Origin of the sequence: Stenotrophomonas terrae, assembly GCF_039674165.1 — a bacterium.
GTDB lineage: Bacteria > Pseudomonadota > Gammaproteobacteria > Xanthomonadales > Xanthomonadaceae > Stenotrophomonas > Stenotrophomonas terrae_A.
This window is the reverse complement of record NZ_JBDJMY010000005.1, coordinates 1-22,180: the sequence shown is the minus strand read 5'-3', so window position 1 is coordinate 22,180 and position 22,180 is coordinate 1. Positions and strand designations below refer to the sequence as shown.

Sequence of the window (22,180 nt, the reverse complement as noted above, 5' to 3'; positions counted from 1 at the left end):
GAAGGTGGGCGATCAGTCCGCGCAAAAAGCACCCCTCCCCAACCCTCCCCTTGGCTGCGCCAAAGGGAGGGGGCGCAACGCTTGTCTCCCTCCCTTGCGCCGCAGGCGCAGCGGAGGGGTGCTCGTCTCCCTCCCTTTGGCGTAGCCAAGGGGAGGGTTGGGGAGGGGTGCTTCAAAGCCTTTGCTTTCCCCAACAGTCCCGCCTAAAAAAGACCCGACAAACGAACCCGCAAGGACGCCCATGAAAACCCTGGCAACCACCGCACTGCTGCTCCTGGCACTGACCGGCTGCAACAAGGACGCGCCCGCCACCGCCGCGCCTGAGCCCGCCCCGGCAACGGCCAGCAGCAGCGAGCAGGACATTGCTTCCGCCCGCGCTTTCCTCAGCCACATCTACGCCGGCTATCACCCCGACGCCGGGCTGGACGCCATCCTGCCGGACGATGAGGTCTACGCGCCGGCCCTGCTGGCCGCGATGCAGGCCAATAGCGACGCGTACGCCGGCGAAGTAGGCTATCTGGACGGCGATCCGCTCTGCGACTGCCAGGACACCGCACAGGACCTGCGCCAGCTCAGCTTCGATATCCAGCCCTTGGCAGACGGCCAACTCCGCGCCAGCACCCAGCTCGACGACCCCCAGCACCCGCTGCAACTGCAGTTGACCCTGCAGCGCCAAGGCAGCAGCTGGCGCGTGGCCGATATCGCCACTGCACGTGCCCCAAGCCTTATGCAGGCTCTGGAGCGTGATACCCAGGCTGCTGTGGGCAGAAAATAATGTCTGCTTTAGTTTTTGGGCGTGCTTGATCTTCTCGGTAATTTATAACGTGTGCTTTAGATTTTGATGCTGAGGCGACCCGCAAACGAAATTTCTAATGTTTGCGTTAGATTTCGCTTGAGCTATACGCTTTTATAGATCAATCTAAAGTCTGCGTTATATTTCAGAGGGCCAGCCCATGCAGGTGCAGATCGACCAAGCGTCAGACATCGGCCAATACGTTCGTGCTGTGCGCAAGGCGCAAGGCCTGCGCCAGGATGATCTGGCAGCAATGGCGGGCACCAGCCACGTGGTCCTGGGCAATGTGGAGCGCGGCAAGGACACCGTGCAGATCGGCCGGGTATTCGAAGTGCTGCGACAGCTGGGCATTCGCGTGCAGCTTGATCTGCCAGTGGACCTGCCGCCGCCGGAGCGCGGCTGATGGCGATCGAGGTCGAGCCGCGCCAGCTCGATGTGTGGCTGGAACAACAGCGCATCGGTGAGCTCTACGAGCAGGGCAACCTGTGGGCGTTGCACTACGATCCGGTCTGGCGCGACAACGGCTTTGACCTGTCGCCGGCTTTGCCGCGCAATGCGGGCGAGATCCAGGACGGTGGCAGCCAGCGTCCCGTGCAGTGGTTCTTCGACAACCTGTTGCCGGAAGAGGGCGGGCGCCAGTTGGTCGCCGCCGATGCCGGCATCAACGCGGCCGACGCATTCGGCCTGCTGCAGCGTTTTGGTCCGGAGTCGGCAGGCGCATTGACCTTGTTGTCGCCCGGGCAGCAGTTGCCGCCTCCCGAGTTGCGGCCGCTGTCCGATGCAGAGCTCTCCGCACGTATCCAGGCGCTGCCAAGGCAGCCGCTGTCGCACGGCGCGCCAAAGCGCATGTCGCTGGCCGGTGCACAGCACAAGTTGGCCGTGGTGTTCGACCAGAATCAGCTGTGGGAGCCGATCGGGCAGGCCGCTTCCACCCACATCCTCAAGCCAGACCACGAGCAGGTGGATGACTACCCGCACAGCGTGGTCAACGAGTGGTTCTGCATGCGCCTGGCTGCCGCTTGTGGCTTGCCGGTACCGGAGGTGCAGGTGCGGCGGGTGCCGGAGCCGGTCTATCTGGTGCGTCGCTTCGACCGTGAAGGTGAGGGACTGCAGGTGCGGCGTCGCTACGCCCTGGACGGTTGCCAGTTGCTGTCACTGGATGCCGTCTTCAAGTACCAACAGGCCAATAACATCGCGTTGCGACAGCTGTTGGACATCATCCGGACACCGGCGGTTACGCGCCTGGCACTGCTGCGCTGGCAGCTGTTCAACTTCTTTATTGGCAATGCCGACGCCCATCTGAAGAACCTCAGCTTTCTGTGGGGCGAGAAGGGCTGGGAGCTGGCGCCGCATTACGACCTGCTGAGCACTGCGGTCTATCGGGCACCGGATTGGGGTACGGAGAACCTGGTCTTCCCAATGGGCAATGTCACGCGCTTCGCCGATATAACCAAGGCAGAGGTGGGGGCGTTTGGTCAGAGCATCGGGATTCCGGTGGGGCTGGCCCTGCTGGAGTTGGACCGCTTGGCCAAAAACCTGTGGCGGGAAGCGCAGGCACTGCTGCAGGCATATGAGCAGGGCATTACCCATCAGGTAGATCCGGGTGAGGCGCGTCTATTGCGGCAAATCGTGTACGGCCCCATCACCGACGCGATTGCCTGGGCATCCAGATGGAGTCGTTCCTGAGTCGGCTCTTCATAAAACCAATAAAAACAAAGTTTTATGTATTTCTTGGGGGCGGGGGTACAACGCGATTTAGGGCCTCTCCATCCCCACTTCACCCCCGGCTGGTAGCATGTCTACCCCGTAATCCAAGCGCAGTTCTGTAATGGCCGATCCCAAGAACCCGTCCGTCACCCAAGCTCAGGCCGAAGACGCCGTGCGCACCCTGCTGCGCTGGGCTGGTGAAGATCCCACCCGTGAAGGCCTGCTCGACACCCCGCGCCGGGTAGCCGAGGCCTATGGCGACTGGTTCAAGGGCTATAACGACGACCCGCGCGAGTATCTGGCCCGTACCTTCGAGGAAGTGGCCGGCTACGACGAAATGATCGTGCTGCGCGACATCGAGTACGAAAGCCACTGCGAGCACCACATGGCGCCGATCATCGGCCGGGTGCATGTCGGCTACATCCCCAACGGTCGCGTGGTCGGCATCTCCAAGCTGGCACGTGTGGTCGAGGCCTATGCGCGTCGCTTCCAGGTGCAGGAAAAGATGACCGCGCAGATCGCCGATGTCATCCAGGACGTGCTGCAGCCGATGGGCGTGGGCATCGTGGTGGAAGGCGCGCATGAGTGCATGACCACCCGCGGCATCCACAAGCGTGGCGTCAGCATGGTCACCTCGCGCATGCGCGGCACCTTCCATGACGACGCGCGCACCCGCGCCGAGTTCCTGCGTTTCATCGAAGTCGGCCACGCCCGACGCTGAACCCAGGGAACGCGCGCGCTCGATGAAGTACCGCCAACGTATTGCCGGCTACCAGCGTCTGCGCGAGCAGCCGCTATGGAAACTGCTGGCCTCCGACCGCGCCCCGGTATTGGTGGGCCTGTTGCAGGGCCTGCTGCTGGAAGCCGACCGCCGCATTCCCGGCTCCATCCTCGCCGAGCGCCTGCAGCAGCAGCTGGACACGCTCAATGGCGAGGAGCTCGAGCGCGAACTGCCGCGTACCGCGCCGGCCTACATCGCCTACTGGCTGGCCCAGGGTTGGCTGGTGCGGCGCCTGCCTGAGGGCGCCACGGAAGAAGAGTACGAGCTGTCGCGGCAGGCGGTGCAGGCCATCCGTTTCATCGCCGGCATCGAGCACAACGCCAGCCTGGCCACCGAAAGCCGCCTGGCGATGGTGATGCAGCAGATCTCGCAGCTGGCACAGCAGACCGAGGCCGATCCGGAAGCACGCTTGGCCGCATTGAAGGCCGAGCGCGACCGCATCGATGCCGAGATCGCCCAGGTGTCCACCGGCAAGGTCAGCGCGCTGGATGGCAAGCGCGCGCTGGAACGCACCCGCGATGTGATCCGCCTGGCCGATGACCTGGCCGAGGACTTCCGCCGCGTGCGTGACGACTTTGAACAGCTCAACCGCCGCTTCCGCGAGCGCATCATCGATGACGAAGGCGCGCGTGGCGATGTGCTCGACCGCCTGTTCAACGGCGTCGATGTGATTGGCGAATCCGATGCCGGGCGCAGCTTCCAGGCGTTCTGGGACCTGTTGAACGACCCGCAACGCAGTGCCGAACTCGATGTCGCGCTGGACACCGTGCTCAACCGCGGCTTCACCCGCAAGCTGGACCGCAACGAGCGCAACTTCCTGCGCAACTTCACCAGCACGCTGCTCGAACGCGGCGGCCAGGTGCATGAGGTGATGCAGCACTTTGCCCGCAGCCTGCGTGGCTTCGTGCAGAGCCGCGGCTATCTGGAACAACGCCGGCTCAACCAGCTGCTCAAGCAGGCGCAGGGCCAGGCCTTGCTGCTGCGCGAAGAAGTGCGGCCCACCGCGCCCACCGGTTTCGTGTTGCCGCTGTCGTCGGCGCGCATCCGCTCGATCGGCCAATGGCGCCTGCACGACCCGCGCACGCACCAGGTCGATACCTCCATCTATTACGCCGAAGCTGCCGAGATCACTCTGGACAGCGTTGGTGATCTGGTCGCGCAGTCGGAAATCGACGTGCGCACCTTGAAAGACAATCTCTTCATGCTGCTGGGTTCACGCCCGCGCCTGAGCATCTCGCAGGTATTGCGCGAGCGGCCGGCGCGGCAGGGCCTGGGCAGCGTCATCGGCTACCTCTCCATCGGCACCCGCCATGGCAAGGTGATGACCGACCAACTGGAAACCGTGGAATGGACCGGCGGTGACGGCGTGGTGCGACGCGCCCGCGTACCGCTGATCTGGTTCCTCAAGGAAAGACGCGATGAACTGGTCTGAGACCGAAACCGAAAACGAGATCGAGGCAACGCCGGCACCGGCCGCACCGGTACTGAGCGGCGGCGCCTTGTTCGTTGGCGACAGTGGCCGCCTGCCGGTCGATGCACGGCGCGCGCTGTGCCTGTTGCTGGCCGGCCCCAGCGTCGATGCGCAGCGCCAACCGGCGCAATGGGCGGCCCTGCTGCGCAATGAAGACGAAGTACGCAGCCTGCTGTGCGAGCTGTTCCTGGAGCTGGTGCTGGACCGGGATGGCGGTATTGCCTTCACCCGTCAGTTCGACACTGCCGAACTGGACTCGCCCAACCTGCTGCGCGCCGCGCCGCTGACCTTCATCGAGTCGGTGCTGCTGTTGTTCCTGCGCCAGCAGCTGGCCGAAGCCGATACCCGCGGCGAACGCGCGGTGGTGGCCGAGTTCCAGCTGGTGGAGGCGATGAGCATCTACCAGAAGAACGTCTCCACCGACCAGGCCGGTTACGGCAAGCGCGTGGCCGCGGCCATCGCCAAGCTGCGCGAGAACCAGCTGCTGTCCAAGCTGCGCGGCAGCGAGGACCGCTACGAAGTGTCGCCGGCATTGAAGCTGCTGTTCTCGGCCGAGGACGTGCAGGTGCTGGTCGAGGCCTACCGCCAGCTGCGCGACGGCGATGCGGTCGCTGACGCGGTGGACGAAGAAGAAACGACCAGCGGCACTGCCGCCGAATGATGCCTGGCACCCACGCCACGCTGACCAGAATGACCACCGCCGCGCGCCGCGTGGCGGCTGAAGGATGAGCCGTATGGAAACCACTTCCCACACCCTGCTTCCCACTGCCGCGTTGTTCAACGACCCGGCCAGCGATGCACGCGCGAACCAGTTCCGCATGCGCCGCCTGCAGGTGCTCAACTGGGGCACGTTCTCGGGCCTGACCGAAGTGCCCATCGCCGAGCGCGGCTTCCTGTTCGTCGGCCGCTCCGGCTCGGGCAAGTCCACCCTGCTCGATGGCATGAGTGCACTGCTGACGCCGCCGAGCATCGTCGACTTCAACGCCGCCGCGCGCGAAGCCGAACGCTCCGGCCGCGACCGCTCGCTGGTGTCCTATGTGCGTGGTGCCTGGGCCGACCAGCAGGACAGCGAGTCGGGCGAGATCGCCACCCAGTACCTGCGAAAAGGCGCCACCTGGAGCGCCTTGGCGCTGGAATACCACACCGCCCGCGGCGACGCGGTGTCGATCGTGCGCCTGTTCTGGATTGCCGGCTCCGGCACCTCGGCCAATGATGTGCGCAAGCACTACATGGTGATTCCGCGTCGCTTCGACCTGGCCAAGGAGATGGAAGGCTTCGACCTGGACCTGCGCAAGCTGCGCGGCCGCTTGGGCGAGGACGTCGGCCACTTCGACAGCTTCACCGGTTATGCCGAGCGCTTCCGTCATCTGCTGGGCATCGGCAACGACATGGCGCTGCGTCTGCTGCACAAGACCCAGTCGGCCAAGAACCTGGGCGACCTCAACGGCTTCCTGCGTGGCTTCATGCTGGAAGAGCCGCGCACCTTCGAAGCGGCCGACCGCCTGGTTGAAGATTTCGCTGAACTTGATGGTGCCCACCACGCCGTGGTCACCGCGCGCCGCCAGGTCGAGACGCTGACCCCGGCGCGTGATTTCCATCAGGACCTGATGACCCTGCGCAAGGGCGTAGCGACGCTGCGCGACCTGCAGATCGGCATCGACGGCTTCCGCGAAGAGAAGCGCCTGGAGCTGGTCAACGAGCGCCTGAAAGAAGTGGAAATGCTCGACCGCGGCCTGATGGGCGAGGAAGGGCAACGCCGGCAATCGCTGGACAACCACGAACAGAAGCTGGTCGAGCTGGAACGCCAGCAGCGCGAGCAGGGCGGTGAGCGCATCGAGGAACTCGAACGCGAGCGCATCCGCGTCGAGCGCGAAGTCGACGAACGCAGCCGTCGCCGCAAGCAGCTGGAAGGCGCATGCCGCCAGCTCGGCATGGCCCTGGCCGATACCGCCAGCGGTTTCTCCGAGCAGGTGGAACAGGCGCGTGCGCTGATCGACGGCACCAAGTCCGGCGCCGGCACGGTCGACGATGCCATTGCCGAGCGCATGGCCGAGCGCCGCGATGACGAAAAGCGTTTCGCTGCACTGCGGGTGGAACTGGAATCGCTGAAGGCTGCACCGAGCTCGATCCCGGCACCGCTGCAGCAGCTGCGCGCACGTCTGTGCGACGACACCGGCCTGTCCGAATCGGCGCTGCCCTTTGTCGGCGAGTTGATCCAGGTCCGCGAAGACCAGATCGGCTGGCGCGGCGCCATCGAGCGCGTGCTGCACGGCTTCGCGCAGTCGCTGCTGGTTGACGAGAAGAATCATCAGCAGGTTGCCGAGTGGGCCAACCGCACCCACCTGGGCACCAAGCTGGTGTACTTCCGCATCCGCGACAACGAGTTGCTGCATGCGCGTGAGCCGGAGAAGCGCTCGCTGATCCACAAGCTGCAGCTGCGTGACCATCCTTATGGCGACTGGGTCTACAACGAGCTGCAGCGCCGGTTCGACTACACCTGCGTGGAAAACGCTGGCCAGCTGCGCAGCGAAGACCGCGCGATCACCCGCGAAGGGCAGATCAAGCACCCGGGCGACCGCTACGAAAAGGATGACCGCCACGCGGTCAACGATCGCAAGCGCTGGATGCTGGGCCACGACAACCGCGACAAGCGCCGCGTATTCGAACGCGAAGGCCAGGAGCTGGCACAGCGCATCGCGCGCAGCGAAGCCGACGTGGCGATGCTGCGCAAGCAGCGCGAAAGTGGCCACGAAAAGCAGCTGGCCGCGCATTCGCTGATCGAGCGTGAGTGGGACGAGATCGATGTCGGCCCGCGCCTGCAGCGGCTCACCGATATCGACGAGCAGCTGCTTGACCTGCGCGAGGGCGACAGCGCCCTGGCCCGCATCGGCCAGCAGATTGAATTGACCCGCGGCCTGCGCGACCAGGGCAAGCGCACCTACGAAGACGTGCGCCTGGAACGTGCGCAGTTCTCGCGTGAGCGCGTGCGCCTGGAGCAGCAGCGCGACAACGGCCAATCGCGCGTTTCCAGCGCGCCACTGACCGAGTTGCAGCGCGAAGGACTGGAAGCACGCCTGCAGATCCTGCCGGGCTTGAACCTGGAAAGTCTGGAAAGCCACTTCCGGGTGATCGAGCGTGGCCTGGCCGAAGAACTGGGCAGCAGCCAGGGCCGCGACGCCAAGCTGACCCAGCACCTGCTGGACTGCTTCCGCAAATACACCCAGCAGTGGCCGGAAGACTCCGGTGACTTCACCGTGTCGCTGACCAGCGCCGATGATTTCCTTGCGCGTTTGACCCGGCTTGAGAGCGACGGCCTGCCGCGCCACGAGGGCCGCTTCTTCGAGCTGCTGCAGACCCAGAGCAAAAACAATCTGCTTGCCCTGCAGCGGCACACCGCTGAAGCGCACAAGGCGATCAAGCAGCGCATGGACGAGGTCAACGCCTCGCTGGAGCAGGTGGCGTTCAACCGCGGCACTGTGCTGGCCATCGACGTGCACGACCGGCGCCTGCCGGAAGTGCAGGATTTCCAGCTGCAGCTGCGCGCGGTGTTGACCCACCAGCAGACCGAAGACCGTTCGCTGGCCGAGTCGCAGTTCAATGTGCTTCGTGACCTGGTGCGTCGCCTCGGCGCACAGGAGCCGGAGCTGCGCCGCTGGCGCGAGCAGGTGCTGGACGTGCGCCTGCATGTGGAGTTCATCGGTGTCGAGCTGGATGCCGAAACCCGCGAACAGGTGGAAATCTATCGCAGCGGCGCCGGCAAATCCGGTGGCCAGCGGCAGAAGCTGGCGACGACCTGTCTTGCTGCTGCATTGCGCTACCAGCTGGGCGGCGAAGACGGCGAACTGCCGCGTTACGCCGCCGTGGTGCTGGACGAAGCTTTCGACAAGGCCGACAACGAGTTCACCGCGCTGGCGATGAACATCTTCGAGAACTTCGGCTTCCAGATGGTGGTGGCCACCCCGTTGAAGTCGGTGATGACGCTGGAACCGTTCATCGGTGGCGCCTGCTTCGTCGAGATCAGCGGCCGCCACGATTCGGGCGTATTGCTGATCGAATACGACGACGAAGGCAATCGCCTGAAGCTGCCGGCGCGCGCACGCGGCGCGATGGCCCAGGCCAGCGTCGAGGACGCGGTGAACGTGCAGCTTGCTGCTGACGCAGCGCCTGCACCCAGCGAAGCCGCCGAGGCCGAGCTTGAAGCGCCGGCTGTTGAAACTTCAGTGGAAGTGGAAGCAACTGCCAAGCCGGCCGCGAAGAAAGCCGCGAAGAAGTCTTCGACGAAAAAGAACATTCCGGCCTGACAGTCAGGGCAGGCACCGAGGCTTTCCCTTCCCCCGCAAGCGGGGGAAGGTGCCCGAAGGGCGGAAGGGGGCAGTTTGTGATCCTGCTTCGGCTTTAGCTTCAAGCCAAAGCCAAAGCCAAAGCCAAAGCCAAAGCCAAAGCACCCCTCCCCAACTCTCCCCTGCTGCGCAAGGGAGGGAGCAGTGCACGGCGGCTGCCGCACCCGTAGCAATGAGGGTCATCCCTTCTCCCGCTTGCGGGGGAAGGTGCCCGAAGGGCGGATGGGGGGGACGCTTGTGATCCAGCTTCGGCTTTCGCTTGAAGCCAAACCCCCAAGCTACCCTTCAGCCTTTGATCAAGTGGCAGCAGCAAAGCAATCCATTGCGCACATGAAAAGGCAGCAGAGCAAAGCGCGCACTGCACTTGTTACCCTTGAGCCAACCAAGAGCACGCGCAACGGAGATCAGCATGCATTACGTCGAAATCATCACCGCCCTGGTGGTGCTGCAATACCTGTTCTTCATCTACCAGGTCGGCCGTGCGCGCGGCCGCTACGGCGTCAAGGCGCCGGCCGTCACCGGCCATGAAGGCTTCGAGCGCATGTACCGGGTGCAGATGAACACCCTGGAGCTGATGGTTGCCCTGGTGCCGTCGCTGCTCATCGCTGCCCGCTTCTGGCCCGCCGAATGGGTGGCGGCAATCGGCGCGGTCTACCTGATCGGTCGTTTCATCTACTGGCGCGCCTATGTCGGCAATCCGTCCAGCCGCGGCCTGGGCTTCGGCCTGTCGATGTTGCCGGTGCTGGTGCTCCTGCTGATGGCCCTGGCCGGCGCGATCCTGCGCTGAGAGCCCGCACCGGTTTTCTGCTTTTGTGGGAGCGGTGTAAACCGCGAAGCTCATGGCCCCGCAGCTGCGGTTCAATCTGCAATTGCAATCTTCGCTGGCTTCACGGCTCACGCCGTTCCCACAAAAACAAAATGGCAATGAACCAAGGGAGCCTTACGGCTCCCTTGGCGGTCATGCAACTCAGAAATCCAGGCTGAGCTTGGCGTAGGTGTAGCGGCCGGGCAGGTCATAGGTGCCCGGGTCATAGCCATTGAGCGTGCAGCTCAGGCAGATCGGCGGGTTCTTGTCGAAGACGTTGTTGACGCCCACGGCGAGCTTCACGCCCTTCATCCATGCATCGGTGCGCCAGCTGATCTGTGCATCGTGGTAGGTGGTGGCGCCAAGCCAATGCTGGTCGGCGACACTGTCGGTGCAGATCGCAAAGCCATTGGCACCGGCGCAGCTTTCGCGCAGGCGGTCGATGTAACGCATGGTCCAGTTCACGTTCCAGTTCTGGTAATCCCAGTTGGTGGTGAACGTCGAGCTCCATTCCGGGATGGCGCTGTCGCTGACTTCGATGCCCGGGCCCTTCGGTTCGGGCTGGCCGGATTCATTGATCAGCTCGTAGCGGGTGACCCAGGTGGCCTTCCAGTCGAAGCCGAGCTGGCCCCAGCCGGTTTCCGGCAACAGCCAATGCGCGTTGAAATCCCAACCGCTGGTGTTGATGGTGCCCAGGTTGGCCAGGATGTCCTCGAAGCGGACGATCTGGCCGCGGTCGTTGCGGGTATAGCTGGCGCAGGCGAAGGCATCGCGGCTGTCGATGCAGCGGTCCATGATCGACTGTGCATCCGGTGCCTGGATCGCCTTGTCGATGGTGTGGCGGTAGAAGGTCACACCCAGGTCCAGCTTGCTGGCCCAGCTGCTGTCCTCGGCCCAGCTCGGGCTCCACACCGCGCCGGCCATGAACGAGCGGCTCTCTTCCGGTTCCAGCTTGCGGTTGCCGGCGGTCACCACCGAGATCTGCGGGTTGGCCTGCTCGTAGCCCGGCGGTACACCGTCGGCGACGCACTTGGGCGTGGTCGAGGCGGCGTTGTTGCAGGGGTCGACGATGGTGGCATCGAAGCGGCTCAGGGTGCCGTACAGCTCACCGATCGATGGTGCGCGGAAGCCCTGCGCGAAGGACATGCGCAGCAGCAATTCGTCGGCCGGTTGCCAGCGCAGGCCGATCTTGCCGGTGCCGGTGCCGCCGAAGGTGGAGTAATCCGAGTAACGGCCGGCAATGCTCAGGTCCAGGCTCTTGCCCCAGAAACCCTCGCGCGCCAGCGGCACGTCGAATTCCACATACGCTTCCTTCACCGAGTAGCTGCCGATGGTCACGCCCGAGGGCACGCCGTTGTATTCGCCGGCCACGGTGATCGGGTCGGGATGGTACTCGCCCTTGTAGCGGCGCCATTCGGCACCGGCGGCGAAGGACAACGGCCCGGCCCAGATGTCGAACAGCTCGCCGGTGATGTTGGCCGAGCCCAGTGACAAGGTGTTCTTGCTGCGGTCGCGCACGATCGGCGAAATCCAGGCCAGCATTTCCGGGGTGATGGTGCCCGGCCCGCCGAAGATGTTCAGCGGTACGCAACCGGCAATCGCCGCGCAGGCGGCAGGGTCACCCAGCGCCTGGTTGATGTGCTTGACGTTGTAGCTGCCGGTATTGGTCTGGGTGGCCTTGCTCTCGCTGGACATCACGTTGACGTCCCAGTTCCAGGTGCGTTGGTTGACCTCGAACACGCCATCCAATCCGCCGGCCGCGTACCAGGTTTTCACGTCCTGCTCGTAGCGGCGCGGGCCGCCTTCGACCGGTCGCCGGCCGAGCAGGAACAGATTGGGATTGGCGCCCATCGTGGTCAGGTCAAAGCCAAACGGGTTGTAGGGGTTGTTGGCAGAGATGACCAGTTTGGTTTCGGCCCAGTCGTTGTACACACCGGCATCGGTGCCCAGGAAGAAGGGCTCCGGTGCGGCCTGGTTGGCCGATTCACGCTCGCTGTACAGGCCACGGAACCAGCCACTGACATTCGGGGTGAACTCGAAACGCACCTGGCCGAACACCGATTTGCGCTCGTTCGGGGTCAGCAGCAGGTTGTTGGGTGCGAAGTTGTAGCGGTCGGGGGTGCCGAAGCAGTGGTAGTCATCGGTGCGGGTACAGCCGGTCTGGCTGGGATCGAAAACCGGATTGGTAACGCCACTGTTGGAGGTGATGTTGTAGGTATTGCCACTGGGGTCGGCAAACACCAGGCGCCCCTGTGGGGTTGCCGAGCTGCCGTTGGCCAGGCCGGTGCCGGGTACCGGCACGGTCGCCCATTCGTACTCTTTGGAGGAGATTTCCTTCTGCTTGAACCACGACGCGCCCACAATCCACTGCGCACGCTCGCTGCTGCCGCCAAAGCTCAGGTCGATGCTGCTGGTATCGCCGCCCTTGAGGTTGTAGTCGCCGTACTGCACCTCGACGTGGCCGCCTTCGGCACCCTTCTTGGTGATGATGTTGACCACGCCGGCGATGGCGTCGGAGCCGTAGATCGAGGACGCGCCGTCTTCCAGCACTTCAATGCGTTCGACGATCGCCAGCGGGATGGTGTTCAAGTCCACCGAGGAACCCACGCCCGAGCCGGAGGATTCATTGACCCAGCGGATGCCATCCACCAGTACCAGTACGCGCTTGGGCCCGAGATGGCGCAGGTCCACCGTTGCCGCACCGGCACCGACACCGCCGCCATCGGGAGGAAAGCCGAAGTTGCCGCTGGAGTTGAGCTTGGTGCTCAGCGATGCGCCGCTGGCGGTGAGGTGCTGGACCACATCGGCGACCGAGCTGTAACCGGTGCGTTCGATGGCTTCGCGGGTGAGTACCTGTACCGGAACCTGGGTCTCCAGCTCGGCTTTCTTGATGCGGGTACCCGTGACTTGAATGCTGTCCAGGGTCTTGGGCGCGCTGTCGGGTGCTTGTTGCGCGAATGCCGCGCCGGGCAGCAGACACAACAGGGATAAGCGGACAGCGCAGCTGAGGCGGCGCGGGCGTAGCGGTAACAACGTCATCGGAAAGCTCCTGGTGATTGCCGGACTACGTGCCCGCCACCATGACGGGCGTAGCCGATTTGTAAGCAATTCGTTAGGCGCAGACAAGCGGAGACGTCTCAACACGAGCCGTAAACCGCACAATGAAACCGTTGTTACATCAATTCACCGAGATGAATAGCCACCATCGACCAGGTGGTAGCTCCCGGTAATGAACGACGCTTTGTCCGACAACAGGAAGCAGGTCAGTGCCGCTACCTCCTCGGCCGTGCCCAGCCGCCCGGCCGGATGCAGTGCCACCAGCCCGGCGTAGGCGCGGTCGTCCATGCCCTGCAGCAGTGGCGTGTCGATGAAGCCCGGGCCCACTGCATTGACCCGCAGGCCGCGCGCGGAATATTCCAGCGCCGCACTCTTGGTCATGCCTACCAGCGCATGTTTTGCCGCCACATAGGCCGCCGCACCGGCCCAGCCATTGGTGCCCAGGATCGAGGCCATATTGACCACGGCGCCGCCGCCACTGGCGAGGATGGCGGGGATTTCATACTTCATCGAATAGAACACGCCGTGCAGGTTGACCCCGAGCACGCGGTGCCATTCTTCCAGTGGATAATCGGCGGTCTGCAGGCTGGCGCCGCTGATGCCGGCGTTGTTGACGGCCAGATGCAGGCCGCCGAAGCGCTCCTTGCAGGCACCCACCATATGCCGCACCGCATCCGGGTCGCTCACATCCACCTGCAGCGCCTGCACCCGCTCACCCAGCGACATCGCCACCGCGGTTGCCGCATTGCCATCGATATCGGCGGCCAGCACCTGCGCACCGCCAGCGGCCAGTTGCCGCACCACCGCCTCACCAATGCCGGACGCGGCACCGGTCACCAAGGCGATGCGCCCGGCAAAATCGTGCTGCATGGCCGTACTCCCGAACTGCGGCATTGCCGCGATGGGTACAGCCTGCGGGTTTGACGGTGCCGGCGCATTGCGCCAGATCAAGCAGCCGCATCAGCCGGCGTGCTGTGCTGCCCGGGGCGGCTATGCAGCGGCAGGAAGTCGGCCAAGGCACTTGCCGACATCGGCTTTCCGAAGAAATAGCCCTGTGCGTAGACCACGCCCTTGTTGCGGAAGAACTCCGCCTGCTCCGCGGTTTCAATGCCTTCCACCAGGCTGCGCATGCCCAGGCTGCGCGCCAGTTCGATGATGTGGGTAGCCACCTGGCTGGTCACCGCCTCGGTGCAGGCGGTGGAAGTGAAACTCTTGTCGACCTTGAGGATGTCGAACGGAAAGGTGGTCAGGTAGGCAAGGCTGGAATAGCCGGTGCCGAAATCATCGATGGCGATGGCAATGCCCAGGGCGCGGATGGCGTTGACCACTTCCATGGCGCTGGTTTCCTCCAGCAGGCCGCGTTCGGTAGCCTCCACCACGAACTGGCCGTTGCCCACGCCGATACTGCGCTGCATGGCTTCCAGCAGCGCCGGTGTCTGCATCGATTGCAGGTCGCGTGGTGACAGATTCACGCCCAGGTGAAATTGTGGATGGCGGCGCAGGAAGCCGGTCAGGTCCTTGACCACCAGTTCCAGTACACGGCGGGTAACCAGCTGGATCAGGCCCGCATCCTCGGCAAACGGGATGAAGCGGTCCGGCGGTACCACGGTGCCGTCCTCATGCTGCCAGCGCAGCAGCGCCTCGGCGCCGATGCAGGTGTTGTCCTGCAGGTCGAAAACCGGTTGGTAGAGCAGGAACAGGTGGCCTTTGTTGAGCGCCCGCAGCAGCTCGGCGCGCGCCGACACCTGGCGCCGGATAAGGATCAGCGCCATGCCCAGCACGGCCAACCCGGCGATGACCCCGATCGGGATGAACCAGTGCGCGAACTGGGCCACGCGGGCGTCGATGGTCGACAGTGGGGTGGCCACGATCAAGCCGGTGATGCCGGGTGACAGCACCCGCCGCACCACCATGTAACCGCTCTGCTGGTCGATGAAGTGGCCCTTGTCGTCGGCCTTTCCGTCGGCTTCAACCCAGCGTTGTTCCAGCGTGCCGTTGCGCGCGGTGTAGCGGCTGTCCTTGACGTTGAACAGGCCCAGTGAAAGATCCGGTCGTGCGAACGGTGCGATCAGCCCGTCCGGGTACAGCAGCAGCGCGTAGCCGTCCTTCTCCAACAACACGTACTGCCGGTCGGCAAGCCCGGGGACGCGCAGTTGGGTGTACAGGCTTACCCCTTCGGGGGTGCGCAGCGAAGAGGGGCCCAGCACGAGCCGCTGCATCAAGGCGCCGCTGGAGGAGCACAGCACCTTGCCGTCCTGCAGATACAGCGTGCTCTTCACCACCTGCGAACCCAGCCCGAAGCGCTGCAAGCGCAGCCTTCCTGCGTCGCTGCAGGGTTCATCACCGCTACCGCGCATTTCCTCGCGCAGCATCCCCAAGGTGGTGGCGGTGCTGCGGACCTGGCGTTCCAGGTTGGCTGCCACTTCGTCCAGCCCCACGAACTTCTCGCGGATGGCCTGCGCCCGTGCCTGGCGGAGTGAGTAGGCGACTGGTACGCAGGCCAGGATGGCGCCCGTGACCAGCAGCAGCACTGCAATTCCACGTGGGCTTTTCAAGATTCGCCGTCCCGGTTGGCTGGTAGTTAAGGACCCACTATGTGACGTCCGTCAATAATTTCCAGCGGCTGAAATTTAGCTATGTGCAGGTGGGTTTCACGGCGTGTTGAAGGTATCCCAGGCCATGCGCGTGATCAGTACCACCACCAGCACCACAAAAAGCTTGCGAATCAATGGAGTGCCGCCGCGCAGGGCGAGCCGGGTGCCGGTCACCGCGCCCAGTACGTTGGCCGCGGCCATCGGTACCGCAAGGGCCAGCAGCACATTGCCGCTGGGCACGAAGAACGACAACGCTGCCACATTGGTGGCCAGGTTGACCACCTTGGACGCGGCCGAGGCGCGCAGGAAGTCCAGGCCGAAGAAGCGTACGAACAGGAAGATCAGGAAGCTGCCGGTACCGGGCCCGAAGAAGCCATCGTAGAAACCGATCACCCCGCCCATCGCCAGCGCGATCAGCAGTTCGCGCCGGCCGACCTCGCGTGGCCGGTGCAGCGCGCCGAAATCCTTCTTGGTCAGGGTATAGCCCAGCATCACGATCAACAGGGTCAGCACCAATGGCCGCACCGCCTCCTTGGACAGCAGGGTCACCGCAGTGGCGCCAAGGAAGGAGAACGCAAACGCCGCAGCGGCCGCCAGCAACACCGGCCGCCAGGGGAAACGCACCGCGCGCGCATAGCGCAGCGCCGAGGCACCGGTGCCGAACACCGAGCTGAATTTATTGGTACCCAGCAACGCGGCCGGCGTCTGCTGCGGCAGGGCAGTGAACAGCCCGGGCAACTGGATCAAACCACCGCCACCGACCGCCGCATCCACCAGTCCGGCGATGAAGGCGATGACCAGCAACCACGGCAGCTCGGGTGGGATCAACTCCAGCATGGCAACTCCGGCGCAGGGCGCGACAGCATACGCGCCCTGCACGGCGACATCGCTTGGAAGCGCCGCGCGGCTGGACGAAAATGCACAGATGCAGATATCTCCCAGCTCCCCCTGTCCCTGTGGCCGCGCGCAGACCTATGCGGCCTGCTGTGGCCGTTACCACGCCGGCCAGGCTGCCCCCGATGCCGAGGCACTGATGCGTTCGCGCTATAGCGCCTATGTACTGCAGGACGTCGACTACCTGTTGGCCAGCTGGCATCCGGACACCCGCCCGGCGGAGCTTTCGCTTCAGGACGCCCCCGGCCAGCGCACGCAATGGCTGGGTCTGAGCGTGAAGCGTCATGCCCTCACCGGCGAAGACACCGCCGACGTCGAGTTCACCGCCCGCTACCGCGTAGGCGGTGGCAGCGCGGTAAAGATGACCGAGCACAGCCGCTTCCAGCGCATCGACGGCCGCTGGTACTACCTGGACGCCGCCGGCTGAAGCGCCACCGCGTCCCTCGCGTACTGCGCGGGCAGGGCATGCAGCGAAGCAGCGCCGCATTGGTAGAGCCGAGCCATGCTCGGCTGGGGCCGTACCGGGAAAGCCCTGCCGAGCACGGCTCGGCACTACGCACCCTCCCTTGCGCGAAGCGAAGGGGAGGGCTGGGGAGGGGTGCCTTTGGCTCTTCGCAACCCTCAAACAACTCCAGCTTCGCGGCTCACGCCGCTCCCACAACCAAACGCAAGCACACCGCTTATCATCAAGCTCCAGTGCAAGGAGCCCATGGATGAACCCGATCAACCTGCTGCGTGCAGGCACCACGATGGCGGCGCTGCTGCTGGCCCTCCCTGCCAACGCCGCGATCGCCGACTTCGGCAGCTGTGGCGCCTCACTCAAGACCGCCGCCGTCGCCCAGGGCATCAGCGGCGAAAAGGTTGACCAGGTCTTCAGCAGCATCACGCCGGACCTGAGCGTGCTGCCACTGCTCGACGCGCAGCCCGAGTTCACCACCCCCATTTGGGACTACCTGGCCTCGCTGGTCGACAGCCGCCGCATCGCCGATGGCCGCGCGCTGCTCACCCAGCACCGCGCGCTGCTGGACCAGGTAAGCGCCCAGTACGGCGTTGATCCGGCCACCATCGTTGCGGTCTGGGGCGTGGAGAGCGATTACGGCCGCGTGTTCGGCAAGCGCCCGCTGCTGCAGTCACTGGCCACGCTGTCCTGCAACGGCCGCCGCCAGCCCTTCTTCAAGGGCGAGCTGCTGGCCTTGCTGAAGCTGATCGACAAGGGCGACCTTAACCCCGACGGCCTGACCGGCTCCTGGGCCGGCGCTTTCGGCCACACCCAGTTCATGCCATCGACCTACGCCCGCATCGCCGTGGATGGTGACGGCGACGGCCGCCGCGATCTGGTTGCCAGCATTCCCGACGCGCTGGCCTCCACCGCCAATTACCTCAAGCAGTCCGGCTGGCGCAGCGGCCAGCCATGGGGCGTGGAAGTCCGCATCCCGGCCAACTTCAATGCCGCACTCGCCGGCCGTACCAAGCGCAAGCCGCTGGCGGACTGGCGCGCGCTGGGCGTCACTCTGGCAGACGGCAAGCCGTTGCAGGTATCGGCCATCGCTGACGACAGCAACGCCGCCGTGCTGCTGCCGGCCGGCACCAAGGGCCCGGCCCTGCTGGTGTTCCGCAACTACGACGCGATCTATTCCTACAACGCCGCCGAGAGTTACGCCCTGGCCATCGCCACCCTGGCTGACCGCCTGCGCGGCGGCCCTGGCTTGAGCGCGGCCTGGCCCACCGACGACCCGGGCATCGGCCGCGATGAGCGTCGCGAACTGCAGACCCTACTGCTCGCTCGTGGCCACGACATCGGCAGCGCCGATGGCATGGTCGGCAACGCCACCCGTCGCGCCATCCAGGTCGAACAGCAGCGGCTGGGCTGGAAGGACGCCGATGGCCGTGCCGGCACCCGCATCCTGCAGGCGCTGCGTAACGCCCAGCCTGCCGAGCCCACCGCGTTCCGGCTACCGGCCGGCTATCAGCAGCTTGTCCAATCACCGATCGTACGGAGCAACGTTTCAATGAAGGATGTGCAGGGCCTGAGCACAGGCGACTACAAGGGTTTCACCGCATGGAAGGTGGAAACCCCGTTCTCGACCGCTGCCATCAGCGTGTTTGGCGGGCAGCTGCTGTCCTTCGTGCCCAATGGCGGTCAGGACGTGATGTGGCTTTCGCCCACTGCCAAGCAACCGCCCACGCCCATCCGTGGCGGTGCACCGGTGTGCTGGCCATATTTCTCGCGGCAGGGCCAGAGCAATGACGTGCCCGCGCATGGTTTCGTGCGTACCGTTGCCTGGCAGCTGCGCGATGCCCGCCGCGAAGCCGATGGCAGCGTGGTGCTGACCCTTGCCCCACCGGTGCTGGACAGCCTGGACCTGCGCCTGCAGATGGTGCTGCGCATCGGCCGCACCCTCGAACAGGAACTGATCACCGAAAACGCCGGCACCAAGCCGCAGACCTTCACCCAGGCACTGCACAACTACTTCAATGTCAGCGACGCCTTGAAGGTGGATGTCACCGGCCTGGACGGGCTCACCTACCTGGACAAGCTCGACAACGGCAATGCCCATGTGCAGAAGGGCGACTGGAACCTACGCGATCCGCGTGACCCGGGCCGTAGCGATCGCCTCTACACCCAGGCCGGCGGCCATTACGTACTGCGTGACCCGGGCTTCAAGCGCGCAATCGACATCAGCACCAGCGGCAGCCGCACCGCCGTGGTCTGGAACGCAGGCGAAGCCGGTGCAGCCAAGATGGAAGATATCGGCGCGGCGTGGCGCAACTACGTCTGCGTGGAGGCGGCCAACGCCGGCCCGGACGTGATCGAGCTGGCCCCGGGCGGACGCCACAGCCTCAAGCAGGTGTTCGAGGTGAAGCCGCTTTGAGTGGTTTCTGGTTGTGAGTGCAGGGCGGCCCGGCCTAGAGTCGGCGCCTTGCGCTGCCATGAAGGTAGCTGTGCCCAATCAAGGAAGAAACGATGCCGAACACCCAGTGGTATTACACCGATGCACAGCATGAGCGGCAGGGGCCGCTTGCCACCCCGCAGCTGCAGCAGCTGATCGCCGAGGGCGGGCTGGCCCCGGCCTCGTTGCTATGGCGGGCCGGCATGGAGCAGTGGCAGCCGCTGCAGAACTTCGCGCAGGATCTGGCACTGCCCGGTGCCAACGACGCGCCCGCTGCTGGCAGCAACCCTTATGCCGCACCGTCCACGGTTGTTGCCGCACCGGTTGTCGAGCTGGATGACAAGTTGAAGCCCTACGCCGATTTTGTCGGCAACAACTTCGACAAGTACCGCCAGAAGTGGCATCTGGACGGAAAATACCCCAACGCCAAGGACACCTGGCATTGGCCGGCGTTCTTCCTCGGCGTGCTGTGGATGCTCTACCGCAAGATGTATACGCTAGCGCTGATGTGGGGCGGCGGAGCAATGCTGCTGGGAACCGCGCTACGCATCATGGGCATCCCGGACATGGCGGCATGGGGCGTCAATATCGGTATCTCCGTTGCCGCAGGTGGGCTGGGCAATGCGTTTTATTTGAAGCACACGCAGAAGCAGATCCAGCAGCTGACGTCCGCGAATACCAGCGGCGCCAACGCACTGCGGGCGCAGCTACGCTTGCGCGGCGGCACCAGTGTTGCAGCCGTGGTGACTGGCATCTTCGTGTTGATCCTGCTCAACGTGGTGATTGGGTTCCTGATTATTTGAGCAGCAGGCGTGCGCGCCTGCTGCTGCCGAGCAGGTGCGCGCTCGATGCACGGCGTGCTCAGCGCGGCGACGGCCGACGCAGCACCAGCAAGGTGACAACACCGGCCAACAAGCCCCAGAACGCCGAGCCGATCCCGGCCATGGTCAGGCCTGACGCCGTCACCAGAAAGGTCACCAGCGCCGGCTCACGCTCGGCCTCTTCCTTCAAGGCGACAGCCAGGCTGTTGCCGATGGTGCCAAGCAGGGCGATACCGGCCAGTGCCGCGATCAATTCCTTCGGGAAGGCAGCAAATACCGCTGCCACCGTCGCCCCGAACAAGCCGATCACGATGTAGAACACGCCGGCGCTCACCGCCGCCGTATACCGCCGTGCTGGATCTTCATGCACCTCCCGGCCCATGCAGATCGCCGCAGTGATTGCCGCCAGATTCAAGGCATAGCCGCCGAATGGCGCCAGCAGCGTGTTGACCACGCCGATCCAGCCGATCACCGGCGATATCGGCGCGTCATAACCGGAGGCCTTCAACACTGCCACGCCCGGCACGTTCTGCGACGCCATGGTCACGATGAACAAGGGCAGGGCGATGCCGAACAGTGCCGCCCACGACAGCGTCGGCGCGGTGAATACCGGCATTGCCATCTGCAGCTGCACCTGCTCCATATGCATCAAGCCCTTGCCACTGGCCATCGCCACGCCCACCAGCAAGGTCGCGATCACCGCATAGCGTGGAAACCAACGCCGGCCCAGCAGATAGGTGGCAAACATCAGCAGCACCAGCATCGGCTGGGTATTCACCGATACAAATACATCCAGGCCAAAGCGCAGCAACACCCCGGCCAACATGCCCGCAGCCAGCGACACCGGAATCCGCCGCATGGCTTTTTCGAAGACGCCAGAGAATCCGGCCAAGGTGCCCATCACGGCTGCCAGCACAAAGGCGCCGATGGCATCTGACAGTGGCAACGTGCTTGCCCCGACCACCAGCATCGCCGCCCCGGGCGTGGACCAAGCCGTCACTACTGGCACGCGGTAGCGCAGCGACAGGCCGATACAGGTAACGCCCATGCCGATGCCCAGCGCCCACATCCATGACGCGATTTCGGCCTGCCCGGCGCCAACGGCCTGCGCCGCCTGGAACACGATTACCGCCGAGCTGGCAAAGCCCACCAACACTGTAATGAAGCCGGCAACCACCGCAGGCAGCGAGAGATCACGAAAGAACGAACGCGGAGCCGGATTGGTCATCTATATAGAGGTGCAACGGATCAACCCGCATTGTGGCCCAGCCAGCAGGCCTGCGGCTCTCATGCAATCAGCCGAAGGCAAAGCCTTAGTGCCGCACGCGGAAGAGGGGCAATCGAAGCCAGAACCCCTCTCCCGTTTACGGGAGAGGGGCAGGGGCGAGGGCAGCTCTCCGCATTGAAAAAGCGCAAGGCACCAACAAGCCGCGCCACCCAGCAAGCAGACCGGCGGCCTCTGTGCACCCAGCCGAAGACAAAGCCCCTCTCCCGTATACGGGAGAGGGGTTGGGGTGAGGGCAGCTCTCCGCATTGCAAAAAAGCACAACGCACCAACAAGCCACGCCACCCAGCAAACAGACCGGCAGCTTCTTTGCACCCAGCCGAAGACAAAGCCCCTCTCCCGTACACGGGAGAGGGGCTGGGGTGAGGGCAGCTCTCCGCAAGGACTTTGCCAAGTCTGGCCCCAACCCCTGATTTGCCGCTCTGCAACAAAAAGTGATTGCGGTTTTCACAAAGATGTCTAGAATCCACTTCCTCGCTTCACGGCGCCGATCACAGCAGTGACCGGAACCAACAAGCAGCGTCAGCAGCCTCCAAAAAGGGTGTTGACGGAAACAAAAAGCCTGCCATAATAGGCGGCTCGCTTCGACGAAAAGCCTTCGGGCCAACGCTGAAGCCGCCGAGTCAACCGCCCCGAAATGAGGTGTTGACGAAGCAGAAAAGCCACCATATAATGGGCGGCTCGCTACGACGGAAACGTCGCAGCCTACGAAGAAGGCGCTGAGGCCTGATTCGAAGTTCT

The 22,180-nt window shown here is 64.5% G+C and carries 15 protein-coding genes and 1 pseudogene; 11 read left to right on the top strand and 5 right to left on the bottom strand.

All coding sequences use genetic code 11. From position 1 onward, the window contains the following. Positions 1-241 precede the first annotated feature (241 nt). The 8 genes and pseudogenes from ABE493_RS03485 (at position 242) to ABE493_RS03450 (ending at position 9,879) form a co-directional block, all read left to right on the top strand. Complete coding sequence (locus ABE493_RS03485) at positions 242-775, top strand: DUF3828 domain-containing protein (protein ID WP_346497325.1); 534 nt, start codon at positions 242-244, stop codon at positions 773-775. A 178-nt stretch (positions 776-953) separates the two neighbouring features. After that, on the top strand, positions 954-1,196 hold the full coding sequence (locus ABE493_RS03480; protein WP_346497323.1) for a helix-turn-helix domain-containing protein: 243 nt from the start codon (positions 954-956) through the stop codon (positions 1,194-1,196). Continuing rightward, on the top strand, positions 1,196-2,479 hold the full coding sequence (locus tag ABE493_RS03475; RefSeq protein WP_346497321.1) for a HipA domain-containing protein: 1,284 nt from the start codon (positions 1,196-1,198) through the stop codon (positions 2,477-2,479). Before ABE493_RS03480 ends, ABE493_RS03475 begins: the two co-directional genes overlap by 1 nt. A gap of 142 nt (positions 2,480-2,621) precedes the next feature. After that, on the top strand, positions 2,622-3,221 hold the full coding sequence (folE, locus tag ABE493_RS03470; protein ID WP_282267683.1) for a GTP cyclohydrolase I FolE: 600 nt from the start codon (positions 2,622-2,624) through the stop codon (positions 3,219-3,221). Between the two features lie 22 nt (positions 3,222-3,243). Further along, entirely contained in the window at positions 3,244-4,713 is a 1,470-nt protein-coding gene (locus ABE493_RS03465; protein WP_346497318.1) for a DUF3375 domain-containing protein, read from the top strand. Further along, the gene (locus tag ABE493_RS03460; RefSeq protein ID WP_430980705.1) at positions 4,700-5,413 is read left to right on the top strand and encodes a DUF4194 domain-containing protein; all 714 of its coding nucleotides are present in this window, start codon (positions 4,700-4,702) and stop codon (positions 5,411-5,413) included. Before ABE493_RS03465 ends, ABE493_RS03460 begins: the two co-directional genes overlap by 14 nt. 73 nt (positions 5,414-5,486) lie before the next feature. Continuing rightward, positions 5,487-9,050, top strand: a pseudogene (locus ABE493_RS03455) (ATP-binding protein); the annotation flags it as partial. Positions 9,051-9,501: 451 nt separating this feature from the next. After that, positions 9,502-9,879, top strand: coding sequence for an MAPEG family protein (locus ABE493_RS03450; protein WP_346497316.1), 378 nt, complete (start codon positions 9,502-9,504; stop codon positions 9,877-9,879). A 180-nt stretch (positions 9,880-10,059) separates the two neighbouring features. Here the strand turns inward: ABE493_RS03450 and ABE493_RS03445 are convergent, their stop codons facing one another. From ABE493_RS03445 to ABE493_RS03430, 4 genes are all read right to left on the bottom strand, one after another. Further along, on the bottom strand, positions 10,060-12,936 hold the full coding sequence (locus ABE493_RS03445; protein ID WP_346497314.1) for a TonB-dependent receptor plug domain-containing protein: 2,877 nt from the start codon (positions 12,934-12,936) through the stop codon (positions 10,060-10,062). Between the two features lie 144 nt (positions 12,937-13,080). Further along, positions 13,081-13,824: an SDR family NAD(P)-dependent oxidoreductase gene (locus ABE493_RS03440; RefSeq protein ID WP_346497312.1), complete on the bottom strand. Its 744-nt coding sequence runs from the start codon at positions 13,822-13,824 to the stop codon at positions 13,081-13,083. Positions 13,825-13,901: 77 nt separating this feature from the next. Further along, positions 13,902-15,485: an EAL domain-containing protein gene (locus tag ABE493_RS03435; protein ID WP_346497310.1), complete on the bottom strand. Its 1,584-nt coding sequence runs from the start codon at positions 15,483-15,485 to the stop codon at positions 13,902-13,904. 120 nt (positions 15,486-15,605) lie between these two features. Continuing rightward, complete coding sequence (locus ABE493_RS03430) at positions 15,606-16,385, bottom strand: sulfite exporter TauE/SafE family protein (protein WP_346497308.1); 780 nt, start codon at positions 16,383-16,385, stop codon at positions 15,606-15,608. A gap of 88 nt (positions 16,386-16,473) precedes the next feature. Here ABE493_RS03430 and ABE493_RS03425 point away from each other — a divergent pair, with 88 nt between their 5' ends. From ABE493_RS03425 to ABE493_RS03415, 3 genes are all read left to right on the top strand, one after another. Further along, positions 16,474-16,869, top strand: a complete 396-nt coding sequence (locus tag ABE493_RS03425) for a YchJ family metal-binding protein (RefSeq protein ID WP_346497306.1) — start codon at positions 16,474-16,476, stop codon at positions 16,867-16,869. A 295-nt stretch (positions 16,870-17,164) separates the two neighbouring features. Next, a complete protein-coding gene (locus ABE493_RS03420; protein ID WP_430980709.1) occupies positions 17,165-19,315 on the top strand; it encodes a lytic murein transglycosylase in 2,151 nt (716 codons plus the stop codon). A 92-nt stretch (positions 19,316-19,407) separates the two neighbouring features. Continuing rightward, on the top strand, positions 19,408-20,136 hold the full coding sequence (locus tag ABE493_RS03415) for a GYF domain-containing protein (protein WP_346497304.1): 729 nt from the start codon (positions 19,408-19,410) through the stop codon (positions 20,134-20,136). A gap of 58 nt (positions 20,137-20,194) precedes the next feature. Here ABE493_RS03415 and ABE493_RS03410 read toward each other — a convergent pair whose 3' ends face one another. Then, positions 20,195-21,382, bottom strand: coding sequence for a benzoate/H(+) symporter BenE family transporter (locus ABE493_RS03410; protein WP_346497302.1), 1,188 nt, complete (start codon positions 21,380-21,382; stop codon positions 20,195-20,197). Between the last annotated feature and the right edge of the window lie 798 nt (positions 21,383-22,180).